Consider the following 15,225-nt stretch of genomic DNA (forward strand, 5'->3'; position numbering starts at 1 on the left):
CGATGACCCACCTTCTCGCCGCGGGCACCGCGACCGCGGCCAGCAACCCGGTCCTCAACATCGCCGTCTTCGCGTTGTTCGTCGCCATCACGCTGTTCGTGGTGTACCGCGTGAGCAGCCGGAACTCCTCCCGCTCCGACTACTACGCCGCGGGCAGCGCGTTCACCGGGCGGCAGAACGGCATCGCGCTCTCCGGCGACTTCCTGTCGGCCGCGTCGTTCCTCGGCATCGCCGGCGCGATCGCCGTGCACGGCTACGACGGGTTCCTCTACTCGATCGGCTTCCTGGTCGCCTGGCTGGTGGACCTGCTGCTCATCGCGGAGCTGCTGCGCAACACCGGCCGCTTCACCATGGGCGACGTGCTGAGCTTCCGGATGAAGCAGCGCCCGGTGCGCGCCGCCGCCGCGACGTCGACCCTGGTGATCTCGCTGTTCTACATGCTGGCCCAGATGGCCGGCGCCGGTGGCCTGATCGCGCTGCTGCTGGACATCCACGGCGGCTTCGGCCAGGCCCTGATCATCGCCGTGGTGGGCATCGTCATGGTGCTGTACGTGCTGGTCGGCGGCATGAAAGGCACCACCTACGTGCAGATCATCAAGGCCGGCATCCTGATCCTGTCCGCGGTGCTGATGACCGTGTTCCTGTTCGGCAAGTTCGGCTTCAGCCTGTCGAACCTGCTCTCCCAGGCCGCCTACCACAGCCCGATGGGCGACAAGCTGCTCGAGCCGGGCGGCCAGTACGGCGCGAACGGCACCACGAAGCTGGACTTCGTGTCGCTGGCCATCGCGCTGATCCTGGGCGCGGCCGCCCTGCCGCACGTGCTGATGCGCTTCTACACCGTGCCGAACTCGCAGGAGGCGCGCCGCTCGGTCGTGTGGGCCACCGCCTGCATGTTCGTGTTCTACCTGTGCACCCTGGTCATCGGCTTCGGCGCGGCCGCGCTGGTCGGCACCGACGCGATCAAGGCCGCGCCCGACGCCGAGAACTCCGCGGCGCCGCTGCTGGCCCTGCACATCGGCGGCACCCTGCTGCTGGGCATCATCGCCGCGGTGGCGTTCGCGACGATCCTGGCGGTCGTGGCCGGCCTGACGCTGACCGCGTCGGCATCCTTCGCCCACGACGTGTACGCCAACATCTTCAAGCGCGGCCACGCCGACCCGGTCGACGAGGTGCGGGTGGCGCGGCTCACCGCGATCGTGATCGGGGTGCTGGCGATCCTCGGCGGCATCCTCGCCAACGGGCAGAACATCGCGTTCCTGGTCGCGCTGGCGTTCGCGGTCGCGGCCTCGGCGAACCTGTCGACGCTGCTGTACTCGCTGTTCTGGAAGCGGTTCAACACCACGGGCACGCTGTGGGCCATCTACGGCGGCCTGGGCGCCTGCCTGGTGCTGGTGATCTTCTCGCCGGTGGTGTCCGGTTCGCCGGACTCGATCATCAAGGGCGTGGACTTCCACTGGTTCCCGCTGAAGAACCCGGGGCTGGTGTCGATCCCGTTCTCGTTCCTGTGCGGCTTCCTCGGCACGATCCTCGCCAAGGACAAGGCCGACCCGCGCAAGCACGCCGAGATGGAGGTCCGTTCGCTGACCGGCATCGGCTCCTGAGACGCTTCGGGGGTGACACCCCGAAGCCTCGGCCGGATCCGGCGCTTCCTGGCCGCGCACGACGTGCCGACGCCGTGCCTGGTCGTGGACACCGACGCGGTCGCCACGCGCGTGCGGGAGCTCCTCGGCGAGTTCCCGCACGCCCGTCTGTGTTATGCGGTGAAGGCGAACCCGGAGCCGGCGGTGCTGCGGGCCGTGCTGGGCGCGGGCGGCGGGTTCGACGTGGCGAGCCCGGCCGAGATCGAGGCGTGCCTGGCGGCCGGCGCCGAGCCCGCGGCCCTGTCCTACGGGAACACGATCAAGAAGCCGGCCGACATCGCGTTCGCCTGGTCGCGCGGGGTGCGGGACTTCACCACCGACGCCGAGGGCGACCTGGCCGCCTTGGCCGCGCACGCACCGGGCGCGTCGGTGTCGGTGCGGATCCTGGTGGACGGCCCGGCGTCGGCGACGCCGTTCGGGCAGAAGTTCGGCTGCGAGCCGGGCCGCGCGGCCGACCTGCTGGTGGAGGCGGACCGGCTGGGCCTGGACACGGCCGGGATCGCCTTCCACGTCGGCTCGCAGCAGCCGGAACCGCAGGCGTGGGAGGCCGGGATCGCCGCGGCCGCCAAGATCTTCGCCGACTGCGCCGCGCGCGGGGTGCGGCTGCGGCGCCTGAACATCGGTGGCGGTTTCGGCATCACCTACCGGCAGGCCGTGCCGTCGCTCGCCGCCTACGCCCGCACGATCCGGGCCGCGGTGGCGGCGTACTTCCCCGACGAGCCGGAGGTGCTGCTCGAACCGGGCCGGGCCGTGGTCGCCGAGGCCGGGCTGATCCGCACCGAGGTCGTGCTGGTGTCGACCCGGTTCGGGCGGCGGTGGGTCTACCTCGACATCGGCCGGTACAACGGCCTGGCCGAGACCGAGAACGAGGCCATCCCCTACCGGCTGGAGCCGCTGGACTCGCACGGTGAGCGGGGTCCCGTCGTGCTGGCCGGGCCGACGTGCGACGGTGACGACGTGCTGTACCAACGGACTCCCTACGAGCTGCCGCTGTCGCTGCGCGCCGGGGACCGGCTCGACATCCTCGACGCCGGCGCCTACACGGCGAGCTACTCGTCGGTGGCGTTCAACGGGATCCCGCCCCTGCGCACCTACTGCCTGGAAGGAGGCACCCTCGCCGATGGCACGTGAGATCGGCGCGTTCGCCGGACGGCACGTCCTGGCCGAGCTGCGCGGCATCGACCCGGGCCTGCTGGACGATCCGGCGTTCCTGCGCGACGCGCTGCGGACCGCGGTGACCGAAGCCGGGGCGACGGTCCGCGAGGTGGTCGGCCACCGGTTCGAGCCGCAGGGCGTGACGGTGCTGGCGCTGCTGGCCGAGTCGCACGCTTCGGTGCACACCTACCCGGAGATCGGGGCGGTGTTCGCGGACGTGTTCACGTGCGGGGACCAGGCGGATCCGGTGCTCGCGGTGCGCCTGCTGGCCGCCGCTTTGGGCACCGCCGAGGTGGAGATGTCGGTCGTCGAGCGCGGGGAGAAGCATGTCACGGCAGATCGTTGAGCCCCTGGGCCCCGGGTTGTCGCGGGTGTGGGACGTGCCGGAGGTGCTGTTCGACGAGCACACCGGGTTCCAGCGGCTGCTGATCGGCCGGACGGCCCAGGGCGTGTCGCTGTTCTGCGACGACGAGCGGCAGAGCACCGAGGCGAGCCAGCTCGTCTACCACGAGGCGCTGATGGTGCCGGCGATGCTGCTGGCCGAGCGGTTGCGCAGGGTGCTGATCATCGGGTCGAGCGAGGGCGTGGCGAGCCAGCTGGCGGTGGCGTTCGGCGCGTCGCAGGTCGACCACGTCGACATCGACCGGGTGGCCGTGCGTACGTGCGCTTCGCTGCTCCCCTACGGCTACACGGCCGAGGAGCTGGAGGCCGCCGAGCGCGGCGAGGGGCCGGTGCGGGTGCACTACGCCGACGGGTTCTCGTTCGTGGAGTCGTCGCCGGGCGGGTACGACCTGGTGGTGATCGACCTGCCGGACGAGAACACCGATCCGCGGGCCCAGCACAACCGGCTCTACGGCGCGGACTTCCTGCGGCGGTGCGCCGGGTTGCTCGCGCCCGGCGGGGTGGTCTGCTGCCAGGGCGGCTGCCCGACGCTGTGGCGCAACGAGACGCTGCGGATCGCCTGGGCCCGGTTCACCGAGGTGTTCGCCACGCCGGTGTACTACGGCAGCGACGAGCACGAGTGGGCGTTCCTGTCCGGCCGCGTGGACGAGGTGGCCGACCCGGTGGGCACGATGATCGCCCACCTGGACGGCTTCACCCCGGCGACGCTGGACGCGGACACCCTGCGCGGGTCGACCGTGGTGCCCTACTCGCTCAGAGCTTGCGCCCCGCCTGGACGCGGTGCGTGACCGACCGCTCCGCGACGAACGACAGGAACGGGATGGTGCCCGCGAGCAGCACCAGGATCGTGCCCTTGATCGACCACCGCGCCTTGAGCGCCAGGTCGACCGCGAACACCAGGTAGACCATGTAGAAGATGCCGTGGCTGACACCGGCCCAGCTCATCATCCCCGGCGAGTCGAACGCGTACTTGAGGATGAAGGCCGCCGTGAGCAGCAGCAGCGCGATACCGGTGGCGTAGGCCAGCACGCGGTAGCGCAGCAGCGGTCCCCGCAGGGCCGGCGCGGCCTTCGCGGCCGGGGCGCCTTCGCGTTCGTCCGTGTCCACCATCAGGTCTGCCTTTCTAACTCTCGCGCTGGTCGCGGGCGTGCAGCTCGGCCAGGTAGCGGTTGTAGGCGGCGAGCTCGGGGTCCTCGTCCTCGGCCGGGAGCTGCCGCCGCACCCGGGGCGCCGGCACCTCGCTCACCGGCTGGTGGCCCCACTCGGCACGCGACTCCTCCGGCCGGGCGTCCTCGTCGGCCGCCTCGCGGCGCAGCTTCCAGATCCGCCACACCAGGAACGCCGGGAACACCCCGAACAGCGGCCACTGCAGCACGTAACCGAGGTTCTGGAACGAGCCGCTCGCCGATTCGAACCGGTTCCACTGCCACCAGGCCAGCCCGCAGCACACCGCGAACGCGGCGACGCACAGGACGCCGATCGCGATCCGGCGCGGCGTGAACAGACCCGTGGGCACACCACGACGCTAGCACCCGCGGGTCAGGAGACCTTGACGACCTGGGCGGCCTTGGCGTAGGCGTCGGCCAGGCCGAACACCTTCTGCGCGTAGTCGACCGAGTTGTTGTACGACAGGATTCCCGACCACCAGCCGTTCGCGCTGGCCATGTCGCGGCTGCCGACGCACAGGTACTTGGCGGCGGCGAGCGCGGCGGCGTCGATCTGCTGCGGGTTGTAGCCGCCGCCGTAGCGGGCCCACGTGCTGGGCAGGAACTGCATCGGCCCGACCGCCCGGTCGTACACCGGATCGCCGTCGAACCGGCCGCCGTCGCTGTCGCCGATCGCCTTGATGCCGGGCGAGCCGTCCAGCGGGACGCCGACGATCGCCTTCGACGGCAGCCCGTTGGCCTGCAGCACCGCGCCGCCGTACTGGCCGTGGTTGGACTCGACCCGGCCGATGCCGGCGAGCGTGGCCCAGGACAGCCGGCACTTCGGCTGCGTGGCCCGCATCTCCAGCTCGGCGTTGCCGTAGGCGACGAGCGCGCGGGCCGGGATGCCGGTGACGTCGGCGACCTGGGCCGCCCACCGCGAGAGCAGGTCCCCGCCGCCGGACTGCTGTTGCTGCTGGGGTTGTTGCTGCGGCTGGGTCTGCGCGGCGGGCGTGCCCTCGACGGTCACGCTCACCGGGGCGGCCGAACCGGGTTCGACCTGCGCCGCGGCGTTGGCCAGGTCGGGGATCTCGGTGGTGGTCTCGGTGCGGCCGGGACGGGTGACCGCGCTGGTCGTCCAGATCCCGCCGACGGCCGCGGCCAGCACCAGCACCACGACCGCGAGCCTGCCGAGCATCGCGGGCGCGGCCCGGGCGGGCCGGGCCGCGGGATCGTCACCGGTGGACACGTCCGCAGGGTCGTGCTCGATCTGCTCCGTGTCCAAGAACCTTGCCTCCCACCTGTCGCCCGCACGCTTCGCGCGCCGACGATAGGTGCGCCGATGTCAAGCGAGCGCTAAAGCCTCACCTGACCAACGAGGCCGCGTTTCCTGACGTTACGCGGCCACGACGGTCAGCTGGCGCGCTGGCGGGCGAGCCGGGCGACGCACCAGGCCGGGGCGCTGCCGCGGCGCAGGTGCTGCAGGACCGTCATCGGGCCGAGACGACGGGACAGGTCGGACGGGGTGAGGCCGGCGGACCGGTAGTCCAGGGCGCGCTGGTCGAGCGGGCTGATGCCGGCGTCCCACCAGGCCTTGGCCTCCTCGATGTCGCCGACCATCTGCCACCAGCCGGCGGCCGCGACGAGCAGGTCGACCGGCACATCGGGCAGCCGTTCCTGCATCGCGTCAAGGTAGTCCGGGTCGGCCGACTCGACCGGCTTCCACGTGCGGGTGCCGGTGCGGGCGCGCTGGCCGGGGATCCCTGGTGGTTGCTGCGGCAGTTCGGCGAGCCAGGCGGAGGCGATCCGGTCGGCCTCCATCTCCTCGGGCGTGCGCTCGAGCTCGGACGCCCACTGGGCAATCACCGCATCCACCCCGGGATCTCCGGTCATCCCTGCCTCCTTGTGCCCCAACTGAAAGCCACCATCGAACGGCGATGATCGAAGCGATCGACCGTTTCGCCCGTGAGAACCGGCCGGTCACGCAATGTGAGCACCGTAGGGGGAATTCGGGCCGTCGCGCCAGAGGTTCCGGGCAAGGAATTCGGCGACCAGCGCGTTAATCACGGCAATCCACCCGGATGGTCGAACAGTGCCCCTCTGATGCCAGGATTGATGACTTTGCGTAGTTGTCCACGGAACGCGCACGGCCACGGCCGGCACCGCGGCGAGGCGGTGCCGGCCGTGGCCGGATGGGGTCAGGAGAAGAGGCTGCGGACGAAGGTCACGATGGCTTCGGCACCGTCCCGGAGCCAGCCCAGCGCGCTGCGCACCACCTCGGCGGACTCGGTGGGACGGGTGATCAGGAAGAACAACACAAGCGCGACGACGGCCACGATGACGATCTTCTTGGTGTTCGCCGACATGGCCGTGTTCCCCTCGCTGCACTGGACCCGCGGGCCTGGTTCCCCCCGATCAACGGCAATCCTGCCGTCACCGGGACGTTTTCGACACCCCTTCACACGGATGGCTGGGCGTTGTGACGCTGCGTGCCCAGCCGGGACGTGTGACCACTCTAAACGATCTGTCGCACGCGCGTCAGGAGGCGATCACCCCCGCCTGCCGCAGCGCCGCGACACCGTCGGTGTCATACCCGAGTTCGGCCAGGACATCCTCGGTGTCCGCCCCCTTTTCGTGCGGTGGTTCCGGGGTGGCGGGCGGGGTGCGGTCGAACGTGGTCGCCGGGGCGGGCTGCACCACGCCACCGATCTCGACGAACGTGCCGCGCGCCGCGTTGTGCGGGTGCGCGGCCGCCTCCCACGGGCTGAGCACCGGCGTCAGGCAGGCGTCCGTGCCCTCCGCCCGCGCCACCAGCTCGTCGCGGGTGTACTTGCCGATCGCCGCCGCCAGGATCTCGCGCAGCCGCGGCCACTGGTTCCAGTCCAGGTGCACCGGCAGCTCCGCCGGGTCCAGTTCGAGCACCTGCACCAGATCGCCCCAGAACCGCATCTCGATCGCCCCGACCGCGACGTACTTGCCGTCCGCGGTCTCGTACGTGTCGTAGAACGGCGCGCCCCCGTCGAGGACGTTGCCACCCCGCTCGTTCGGCCACATCCCGGCCGACCGCATCCCGAACAGCTGCGTCATCAGCAACGCCGCGCCGTCGACCATCGCCGCGTCCACGACCTGCCCGCGCCCCGAGGTGGTCCGCTCGTGCAGCGCGGCGAGGATGCCGAACGCCAGCAGCATCCCGCCGCCGGCGAAGTCACCCACGAGGTTGAGCGGCGGCACCGGCCGCTCCCCCGCGCGCCCGATGGGTTCGAGCGCGCCCGCGACGCTGAGGTAGTTGATGTCGTGCCCGGCCGCCGATGCCAGCGGCCCGTCCTGGCCCCACCCGGTCACCCGGCCGTAGACGATCCGCGGGTTGCGCCCCTGCACGTGCTCGGGCCCCAGACGCATGCGCTCGGCCACGCCCGGGCGGAAGCCCTCGATGAACACGTCGGCCCGCTCCGCGAGCCGCAGCACGACCTCGACGCCGTCGGGGGTCTTGGTGTCCACGCCGATGGTCCGGCGCCCGCGCGTGAGCGGGTCGCCGGGCACGCCGAGGACGTCCGCGCCCGGCTTGGCCCGGTCGACCCGCACCACGTCGGCACCGAGGTCGGCCAGCAGCGTGCCCGCGAACGGCGCCGGGGCCAGGCCGGCGAGTTCGACGACCTTCAGCCCGGCGAGTGGTCCCGCCATCACAGCGTCCGCGAGATGACTTCGCGCATGATCTCGCTGGTCCCGCCGAAGATGCGGGAGATGCGCAGATCCGTCCACGCGCGGGCGATCGGGTACTCGGTCATGTAGCCGTAGCCGCCGTGCAGCTGGACGCAGTCGTCGACGACCTTGTTGGCGCGCTCAGTGGTCCACAGCTTGACCATCGCCGCGCCCTGGACGTCCAGCTCGCCCTTGAGGTGCCGTTCGACGCACTGGTCGAGGAACGCGCGCGCGACGACCGCCTCGGTGGCCGCGTCGGCGAGCTTGAACTTGCTGTTCTGGAAGTTGTAGACCGGGCGGCCGAACGCGGTGCGGCCCTTGGTGTACTCGATGGTGAGGTCGATCGCGGCCTCCATGCCTGCCACCGCGGTGACCGCGATGATCAGCCGCTCCTGCGGGAGCTGCTGCATCATCTGGATGAAGCCCTGGCCCTCCTCGCCGAGCAGGTTCGCCGCGGGCACGCGCACGTCGTCGAAGAACAGCTCGGCGGTGTCCTGGCCCTTGAGGCCGACCTTGTCCAGCACGCGGCCGCGGCGGAAGCCCGGCCGGTCGGTCTCGACGACGATCAGCGACACCCCGGCCGCGCCGGCGTCCGGATCGGTCTTGCAGGCCAGCACGACCACGTCGGCCATGCCGCCGTTGCTGATGAAGGTCTTGGCGCCGTTGATGACGTACTCGTCGCCCTCGCGAACCGCGCGGGTTTTGATGCCCTGCAGGTCGGAGCCGGTGCCCGGCTCGGTCATCCCGATCGCGCCGACCCACTCGCCGCTGGCGAGCTTGGGCAGCCACTCCTTCTTCTTCTCTTCGGTGGCGTAGTTGAGCAGGTAGTGCGCCACGATGCCGTTGTGCACGGACACGCCCCACGAGCCGTCCCCGCTGCGGGCCTGCTCCTCGTAGAGCACGGCTTCGTGCGCGAAGGTGCCGCCACCGCCGCCGTACTCCTCGGGGATCGAGATGGCGAGCAGCCCGACCTCGCCGGCCTTCGTCCACAGCTCACGGTCGACGGACTTCTGCTGGTTCCACCGCTCCTGGTGCGGCACGAGCTCCTTCTGGCAGAACGAGCGGGCCAGTTCGCGGAACTCGCCCAGGTCCTGCGCCCAGGAACTCTTCGGTGCGGGCAACGGCATCGGTGACCTCCAGCAGTGGAAAACATTACGGACGGAATGTAAGTTCCAGGTGGAATGTACATCCGGCGGGAGCGCCGGTAAAGGAGGCGACGTGACCGCGCGGGGGCACCGCACACAGGCGCAGCGCCGGGAGCAGACCCGGACGGCCCTGCTCGACGCGACCATCGAGTGCCTGGTCGAGCTGGGGTATGCGCGCACGTCGGTGCAGGAGATCTGCGCCAGGGCGGGGGTCTCGAAAGGCGCGGCGCAGCACCATTTCGCGGACAAGGCCGAGCTGATGGCGGCCGCTGTGGCGCATCTCACGGCCCGGCGGACGGAGGCGCTGTCGGAGTCGTTCGCGGACCTGCCGAGCGGCGAGGAGGCCATCCCGGCGGCGATCGACCTGCTGTGGGCGGGTTACTCGGGCACGCTCGCCGCGGCGGCGACGGAACTGTGGATCGCGGCGCGCACGGACCCCGTCCTGCGGGCGGCGATCCGGCCGGTCGACCGGGCGCTGGGCCGGGAGACGCTGACGCAGATCCGGAACCTCGCGCCGGACCTGCCCCGGGAACGCGTGGAAACGCTGTTCTGGCTGACGGTGAACTTCACGCGAGGACTGGCGCTGGACGCCGAACTGGGCGGCGCACCCGCACGGCGAAAGCAACTACTGGAGGAGTGGAAGCGACTCGCGGTGGCCGCCTACCGGGGCGACACGGAGGCTGACTGAAGGCGACACCGACACGACAGCGAAGCGCGGAGCGGCGGGAGCCGCCGCGCGGACGCGACGGACCACGCAAAGCACCTGGACCGCGCCATCCCGGCGAAAAGGGCCGCGGGAGCGGCCCGCCGGCCTCCCAAACGGGCAGCGGGAGCACCAACGACGTGCCGGCCCCGAGAGCACCCTGGCCAGGGGCGGTCGCCGGGGAGTGAGTGGCCGGCCCGGCCCTCGCCCGGGCCGGCCGCTCACTCTTGAGACGTGTGGATCTCCGAATGTGACGTTCGCGAACGGAAAGAGTGTGCCGCCATACCGGCGGTATGCTGTACTCGCCGGTAACGTTGCCGACCAGTGCCAGGAGGGCCGATGACCAGCACCACCGCGAGCACGGGCGAGGCTTCGACGGGGCCGAACACCGTCGGCGGCATCGTCGGTGCGCCCACCGCCGCCCGGGCCGCCCAGCGCGCCCGCCGCGCCGAAGGCGGTCAGGACTCCGCCCCGGTCGAGATCACCGCCCCGTTCACCGGGCTGCCGACCGCGACCCTGCCGCAGGCCACCGACGCCGACGTGCGTGCGGTGTTCGCCGAGGCCCGCAAGGCGCAGCGCGCCTGGGCCGCCCGTCCGGCGACCGAGCGGCAGCGCGTGCTGAAGCGGCTCGGGGACCTGATCCTCGGCCGCCAGGAGGAGATCCTGAACCTGGTGCAGCTGGAGGCGGGCAAGGCACGCATCGACGCGTTCGACGAGGTCAGCGCGACGGCGCTGGTCGCGGGCTACTACGGCAAGCACAGCGCGAAGTTCCTCGCCGCCCGGCGCGCCGCCGGGGTCATCCCGGTCGCGACGAAGGCGGGCGAGATCCGGCACCCCAAGGGCGTCGTCGGGGTCATCTCGCCGTGGAACTACCCGCTCGCGCTGACCGCCATGGACGTGCTGCCCGCGCTCGCCGCCGGGAACGCGGTCGTGCAGAAGCCGGACAACCAGACCGCGTTGTCCGCGCTGTGGCTGCACGAACTGGCCGAGGAGGCCGGGCTGCCGTCGGGCGTGTGGCGGATCGTGCTGGGGCGGGGCTCGCGCATCGGCGACGCGCTCGTCGAGGAGTCGGACTACCTGTGCTTCACCGGGTCGACGCCGACGGGCAAGGCGCTGGCGGAGAAGGTCGCGAAGCGGCTCACCGGCTACTCGCTGGAGCTGGGCGGCAAGAACCCGATGATCGTCCTGCCGGACGCGAACGTCGCCAAGGCCGCGGCGGGCGCCGTCTCGGCGTGCTTCTCCTCGGCGGGGCAGTTGTGCGTGTCGGTGGAGCGGATCTACGTGCACGAGAACATCCGCGCGGAGTTCACCCAAGCGTTCGTGGCGCGGACGAAGGCGTTGAAGCTGGGCGCCGAGCTCGGGTTCGGCGCGGACATGGGTTCGCTGACGAGCGCCGCCCAGCTGGCGGAGGTGAGCGCCCACGTGGAGGACGCGCGCGCCAAGGGGGCGACGATCCTCACCGGCGGCCGGGCCCGCCCCGATCTGGGGCCGCTGTTCTACGAGCCGACGGTGCTGACGGACGTGACCGAGGACGTGGCGCTGTTCCGGGAGGAGACGTTCGGCCCGGTGGTGTCGATCTACGGCTACACGGACCTGGACGAGGCGATCGAGCGCGCGAACGACACCGAGTACGGCCTGAACGCGAGCGTGTGGTCCGGCAGCGCGGCGGCGGGATGGGCGGTGGCGTCCCGGTTGAAGGCCGGGACGGTCAACGTGAACGAGGGCTACGCCGCCACTTTCGGGACCGTCGGGCTGCCCATGGGAGGCATGAAGGAAAGCGGCTTCGGGCGGCGCAATGGCAAGGAAGGGCTGCTGAAGTACACGGAGGCGCAGTCGATCGCCGTGCAGCGCGGCATCCGGCTGCGGCCGCCGCGGGTGGTGCCGGGGAAGGTCTGGGCCCGGGGGATGACGGTGGGGCTTCGGTTGCTGGGCAAGCTGCCGGGCCGCTGATTCTCCTTGTGCAGAAGCGTTCGGCCGACGTGAGGCGCTTCCACCCGCGGGGCGGGGACTGTTGTCGGCTCACCTCGGGTGGGTGGTCGCTGGGGTCACCGCCGGCGCGTCAGGTCAGCAGGCCCCTGTCGTAGGCGATGGCTACCGCTTCGGCTCTCCGGCTGGCTCCCAGTTTCGCCATCACGCGGGACAGGTGAACGCTCACCGTTTTCTCGCTGATGTACAGCTCTTCGCCGACCTGTCGGTTCGTTCGGCCCAGCGCCACTCGTTCCAGGACGGCTCGTTCGCGTTCGGTCAGCGGGTCGATCGTGGGACGGGTGGCCGGTTTCGGCTCCACGCCCGGGATCTCGATGCGGGCTCGCCGCGCGACCTCCCGCACCGCGTCGCGGAGGGGTTCGGCTCGCAGGCGGTCGGCGACGTCGTGGGCGGCCAGCAGTTCCTTCGCGGCCAGGCCCGCGTCGCCCTGGGCGGCCAACAGCGCTTCCGCGTGGTGCCAGCGGCAGATCGCCTGTTCGTACACCGCCCCGTAGTCGAACTCGGCCACCGCCGCGGCCCACAGCGCCGGGTCGGCCGGGCCCTCCAGGCCGCTCGCGGCGGCTTCGGCTCGCGCCAGCCACGCTCGCGCCTCCGGGCCGAGCGTCTGGGCCCGCGGCTTGCCGTTCTCGCCGGCGTACCGGACGTGCTCGATGAGCTTCCGGCCCGCGATGACCGCCTGCTCGGCCACGCCGTGGTCACCACGCTTCCGGGCGCTCACCGCCCACGCCGTGGCCGCCTCGACCCCCAGTGCGCCGAGGCGGACGGTGCCGAGCAGGTACCCCTCGTCGAACGACAGCAGGAACTCGGTGACCTTCCGCACCCACGCGATCGCCTGCTCGTACTCGCCTTCCCACAACGCCAGTTCGGCGCCCGTCGCGCCGCTCACGACCGCCGTCAGCGGCTCGGCCCGCCAGTGCGGACGCAACTCCCCCAGGTACTTCCGCGCGGTGTCCACCCGGCCCCGCGCGACCGCGAACGGCAGCCAGGACGACGTCATCCGCGCCGCCAGCACACTCGACACACCCCGGGCCGGCGCGTTCGTGCTCGCCATCGCCGGCCAGTCGCCGGTGAGATACCGCAGCGTCAGGTGCCGCGCGCGCATCTCCAGCCCGTAGATGCTCCACGTCAGCCCGGTCTGCTCGGCCCGCTCGATGCCGCGCTGGTAGATGTCCATCGCCGGGCCGTACTCGCCCAGGTCCTCGTAGCTGAACGCGAGGAAGCAGAGGGCGCGCAGCTCGACGTTCAGCGCGCCGGAGTCGCGGGCCTTGTTCTCGGCCTCGCGAAGACGCTCGCGCGCCTCGCCCGGCTCGCCCGCGCCGTCGGCCAGCGCGCCCAGCGTCACCAGGGCCGCGGCCTCCGCACCCGTGGCGCCGACAGCCTGCGCGTCGGCGACCGCGGCGTGCGCGTTCCACTGCGAGTCCTCGTGCGTGCCGGCGCTGCGCAGGATCGCGGCCCGGGTGGCCAGCACCCACGCCCGCGTCTTGCTCGGCTCGCCCTCCGCGACCAGCTCCCACGCCCGGTTGATGGCGTTCAGTGCCTCGTGCAGCGTCCCCTCGGCGTTGAGCAGCGCCTCGGCGAGCCGTCGCCACGCCTTGGCCGCCTTCTCCCGTGGCACCCCGTACAGGTTCTGCACCGACGACCGGGCGTAGGCGATCGCGCGCTCCGGCTCCCCCGAGGTGCCCGCGAAGTAGGACGCCTCCTGCAGCAGCCGCAGCTCGCTGATGTCGGCAGGCCGGTCCTCCTTCGGCACCGCGTCCCAGATCTCCAGCGCCTGCTCGGTGTGCCGCAGCGCCGCACCGGGCGCGCCCAGCCGCTCGGCCTCGTCGGCGGCCTGCAGCAACGCGGCCAGCGCCGTCTTCAGGTCCCGGCTGCGCAGGCTGTGGTACGCGAGCTTCGCGTCGTGGCCGCGGCCCTGCGGGATGCGGCGGATGCGTTCGGCGTAGGCCGCGTGCATCCGGACCCGCTCCCCCGGCAGCAGGTCCCCGTACACCGCTTCCTGCAGCAACGCGTGCCGGAACGTGTAGGCGCCCCGCTCGATGACCAGCACGTGGTGGTGCACCGCTTCGCGCAGCGCCTCGTCCAGCTCCAGCTCACCCAGCCCGGTGACCTCGGCCAGCGCCGCGTGCGCCACCGAGTCACCGGCCGCCGAGATCGTCCGGACCACGCGCCGGGCCTCGGGCGAGAGCCGTTCCAGCCGGGACAGCAGCACCTCGGCCAGCCCCGCAGGCAGGTCCTCGCAGTCCACCCCCGCGGCCATCAGCTCCTCGGCGAAGAACGGGTTGCCCTCCGACCGCTCCGCGACCCATCCGACGATCTCGGGCGACACCGGCCCGTCGGCCAGCGCCTCGACGAACGCCCGTGCTTCCGCCGTGCCGAACGGCCGCAGCTCGATCTGCTCGACCGCGGGCAGGCGGACCAGCTCCACCAGCATCGCCCGCAGCGGGTGCCGCCGGTACACGTCCTCCTCCCGGTAGCTGCCGACCACCAGCAACCGCTGCCCCCGCAGCCGGTTGAGCAGGAACGACAGCAGGTTCCGGCTGGACGAATCGGCCCAGTGCAGGTCCTCCAGCACGAGCAGCACCGGCCGGTGCGCGGCGACCTGCGTCAGGACGCCCAGCACCGCGTCGAACAGCTGCAGCTGCCCGAGGTCCTGCTCCGGGCGCACCCGGTACGGCACGTCCCGCTCACCGGAGGTGTCCGGCACCAGGTGGTCACCGCTCACCAACGGCGGCGTGGCCCCCTGTGGCAGCAGCCGCGCGAGCGCCGGCCGGACCCGGACGGCCTCGGCGACCTCGGGATCGTCGTCCAGGCTCAGCGGCGACAACGCCTCGGCGAACGGCAGGTAGGGCAGGCCGCCTTCCCGCACGTCCAGGCAGCGCCCGCTGAGCACGAGCGCACCGCGGGACGCGGCGTGCTCGGCCAGCTCGGTGAGCAGCCGGGTCTTGCCCACCCCGGCGTCACCCGATACGAGGACCGCGCCCGCCTCACCCCGCTCGGCGGCGGCGAAGGCGGCACGCAGCCGTCGCATCTCGTCGGCACGGGCGACCAGTGGGATTCCGGAACCTAGGCGGGGCACGACCATCATTCTGTCGCACTCCACCGACAAAACCGGCACACTTTTCGCCGTGGGCGGACCCACACCTGCCCCCTACCGGGCCTGTACCAGCTCGGCCGCGCTCGGACGGCGCTGCTCCGGCACGCGGACCCCGGCCTTGTTCCTGGCCCGCCCGAACCAGCGGGGGCCGGGCCGGCTCGCCTTCTCCAGCTGCTCCCGGCGGTAGGCCACCTCGGCCATGACTGCGTCGAACATCAACTCGTTGCGCATCGGGAGTTCCCTCTTCCGGCTCTCT

General features: G+C 71.9%; 15 protein-coding genes. 6 read left to right on the forward strand and 9 right to left on the reverse strand.

What is annotated here, in order from left to right:
- The first annotated feature begins 2 nt into the window (after positions 1-2).
- The 4 genes from D0D28_RS05325 to D0D28_RS05340 are packed head-to-tail and all read left to right on the forward strand — an operon-like array spanning position 3 to position 3,985.
- On the forward strand, positions 3-1,601 hold the full coding sequence (locus D0D28_RS05325; RefSeq protein WP_116109929.1) for a solute symporter family protein: 1,599 nt from the start codon (positions 3-5) through the stop codon (positions 1,599-1,601).
- Positions 1,602-1,613: 12 nt separating this feature from the next.
- Positions 1,614-2,771: a type III PLP-dependent enzyme gene (locus D0D28_RS05330; RefSeq protein WP_116109930.1), complete on the forward strand. Its 1,158-nt coding sequence runs from the start codon at positions 1,614-1,616 to the stop codon at positions 2,769-2,771.
- Positions 2,761-3,141 (forward strand): adenosylmethionine decarboxylase, encoded by a 381-nt coding sequence (gene speD / locus D0D28_RS05335; RefSeq protein WP_116109931.1) that lies wholly within the window; start codon positions 2,761-2,763, stop codon positions 3,139-3,141. Before D0D28_RS05330 ends, speD begins: the two co-directional genes overlap by 11 nt.
- Entirely contained in the window at positions 3,122-3,985 is an 864-nt protein-coding gene (locus tag D0D28_RS05340) for a spermidine synthase (protein WP_116109932.1), read from the forward strand. Before speD ends, D0D28_RS05340 begins: the two co-directional genes overlap by 20 nt.
- Here D0D28_RS05340 and D0D28_RS05345 read toward each other — a convergent pair.
- The 7 genes from D0D28_RS05345 to D0D28_RS05370 all read right to left on the reverse strand — a co-directional run bounded on the left by D0D28_RS05345 (position 3,951) and on the right by D0D28_RS05370 (position 9,168).
- Entirely contained in the window at positions 3,951-4,307 is a 357-nt protein-coding gene (locus D0D28_RS05345; RefSeq protein WP_094008277.1) for a DUF3817 domain-containing protein, read from the reverse strand. The genes D0D28_RS05340 and D0D28_RS05345 overlap by 35 nt on opposite strands.
- Positions 4,308-4,320: 13 nt before the next feature.
- On the reverse strand, positions 4,321-4,713 hold the full coding sequence (locus D0D28_RS05350; RefSeq protein ID WP_116109933.1) for a hypothetical protein: 393 nt from the start codon (positions 4,711-4,713) through the stop codon (positions 4,321-4,323).
- A gap of 23 nt (positions 4,714-4,736) precedes the next feature.
- Positions 4,737-5,627 carry a murein transglycosylase gene (locus D0D28_RS05355; RefSeq protein WP_094008279.1) on the reverse strand — a complete coding sequence of 297 codons (891 nt, stop codon included), beginning with the start codon at positions 5,625-5,627 and terminating at the stop codon, positions 4,737-4,739.
- Positions 5,628-5,755: 128 nt separating this feature from the next.
- Positions 5,756-6,235: a transcriptional regulator gene (locus D0D28_RS05360; protein WP_094008280.1), complete on the reverse strand. Its 480-nt coding sequence runs from the start codon at positions 6,233-6,235 to the stop codon at positions 5,756-5,758.
- A gap of 305 nt (positions 6,236-6,540) precedes the next feature.
- Positions 6,541-6,708: a hypothetical protein gene (locus tag D0D28_RS36025; RefSeq protein WP_020418820.1), complete on the reverse strand. Its 168-nt coding sequence runs from the start codon at positions 6,706-6,708 to the stop codon at positions 6,541-6,543.
- A gap of 172 nt (positions 6,709-6,880) precedes the next feature.
- The gene (locus tag D0D28_RS05365; protein ID WP_162830984.1) at positions 6,881-8,023 is read right to left on the reverse strand and encodes a CaiB/BaiF CoA transferase family protein; all 1,143 of its coding nucleotides are present in this window, start codon (positions 8,021-8,023) and stop codon (positions 6,881-6,883) included.
- Complete coding sequence (locus D0D28_RS05370; RefSeq protein WP_094008282.1) at positions 8,023-9,168, reverse strand: acyl-CoA dehydrogenase family protein; 1,146 nt, start codon at positions 9,166-9,168, stop codon at positions 8,023-8,025. Before D0D28_RS05370 ends, D0D28_RS05365 begins: the two co-directional genes overlap by 1 nt.
- Before the next feature lie 91 nt (positions 9,169-9,259).
- Between D0D28_RS05370 and D0D28_RS05375 the strand changes: the two genes are divergently transcribed.
- Both D0D28_RS05375 and D0D28_RS05380 read left to right on the forward strand, forming a co-directional pair.
- Entirely contained in the window at positions 9,260-9,874 is a 615-nt protein-coding gene (locus tag D0D28_RS05375) for a TetR/AcrR family transcriptional regulator (RefSeq protein WP_094008283.1), read from the forward strand.
- A gap of 354 nt (positions 9,875-10,228) precedes the next feature.
- Positions 10,229-11,839 (forward strand): succinic semialdehyde dehydrogenase, encoded by a 1,611-nt coding sequence (locus D0D28_RS05380; protein ID WP_116109935.1) that lies wholly within the window; start codon positions 10,229-10,231, stop codon positions 11,837-11,839.
- A 109-nt stretch (positions 11,840-11,948) separates the two neighbouring features.
- On the opposite strand, the gene D0D28_RS05385 is transcribed toward D0D28_RS05380, so the two are convergent.
- A complete protein-coding gene (locus D0D28_RS05385) occupies positions 11,949-14,960 on the reverse strand; it encodes a helix-turn-helix transcriptional regulator (RefSeq protein ID WP_116109936.1) in 3,012 nt (1,003 codons plus the stop codon).
- 63 nt (positions 14,961-15,023) lie between these two features.
- A complete protein-coding gene (locus tag D0D28_RS36030; RefSeq protein WP_167481465.1) occupies positions 15,024-15,200 on the reverse strand; it encodes a hypothetical protein in 177 nt (58 codons plus the stop codon).
- Positions 15,201-15,225: the final 25 nt, after the last annotated feature.

This window comes from Amycolatopsis ruanii (assembly GCF_003385175.1).
GTDB lineage: Bacteria > Actinomycetota > Actinomycetes > Mycobacteriales > Pseudonocardiaceae > Amycolatopsis_E > Amycolatopsis_E thermalba.

Excerpts from the sequence above, each read along its gene's own strand:
- D0D28_RS05325 (WP_116109929.1), top strand. The coding sequence starts at position 3 with ATGACCCACCTTCTCGCCGCGGGCACCGCGACCGCGGCCAGCAACCCG.
- speD (WP_116109931.1), top strand. The coding sequence starts at position 2,761 with ATGGCACGTGAGATCGGCGCGTTCGCCGGACGGCACGTCCTGGCCGAG.
- D0D28_RS05340 (WP_116109932.1), top strand. The coding sequence starts at position 3,122 with ATGTCACGGCAGATCGTTGAGCCCCTGGGCCCCGGGTTGTCGCGGGTG.
- D0D28_RS05345 (WP_094008277.1), bottom strand. The coding sequence starts at position 4,307 with ATGGTGGACACGGACGAACGCGAAGGCGCCCCGGCCGCGAAGGCCGCG.
- D0D28_RS05360 (WP_094008280.1), bottom strand. The coding sequence starts at position 6,235 with ATGACCGGAGATCCCGGGGTGGATGCGGTGATTGCCCAGTGGGCGTCC.
- D0D28_RS36025 (WP_020418820.1), bottom strand. The coding sequence starts at position 6,708 with ATGTCGGCGAACACCAAGAAGATCGTCATCGTGGCCGTCGTCGCGCTT.
- D0D28_RS05365 (WP_162830984.1), bottom strand. The coding sequence starts at position 8,023 with ATGGCGGGACCACTCGCCGGGCTGAAGGTCGTCGAACTCGCCGGCCTG.
- D0D28_RS05370 (WP_094008282.1), bottom strand. The coding sequence starts at position 9,168 with ATGCCGTTGCCCGCACCGAAGAGTTCCTGGGCGCAGGACCTGGGCGAG.
- D0D28_RS05380 (WP_116109935.1), top strand. The coding sequence starts at position 10,229 with ATGACCAGCACCACCGCGAGCACGGGCGAGGCTTCGACGGGGCCGAAC.
- D0D28_RS05385 (WP_116109936.1), bottom strand. The coding sequence starts at position 14,960 with ATGATGGTCGTGCCCCGCCTAGGTTCCGGAATCCCACTGGTCGCCCGT.
- D0D28_RS36030 (WP_167481465.1), bottom strand. The coding sequence starts at position 15,200 with ATGCGCAACGAGTTGATGTTCGACGCAGTCATGGCCGAGGTGGCCTAC.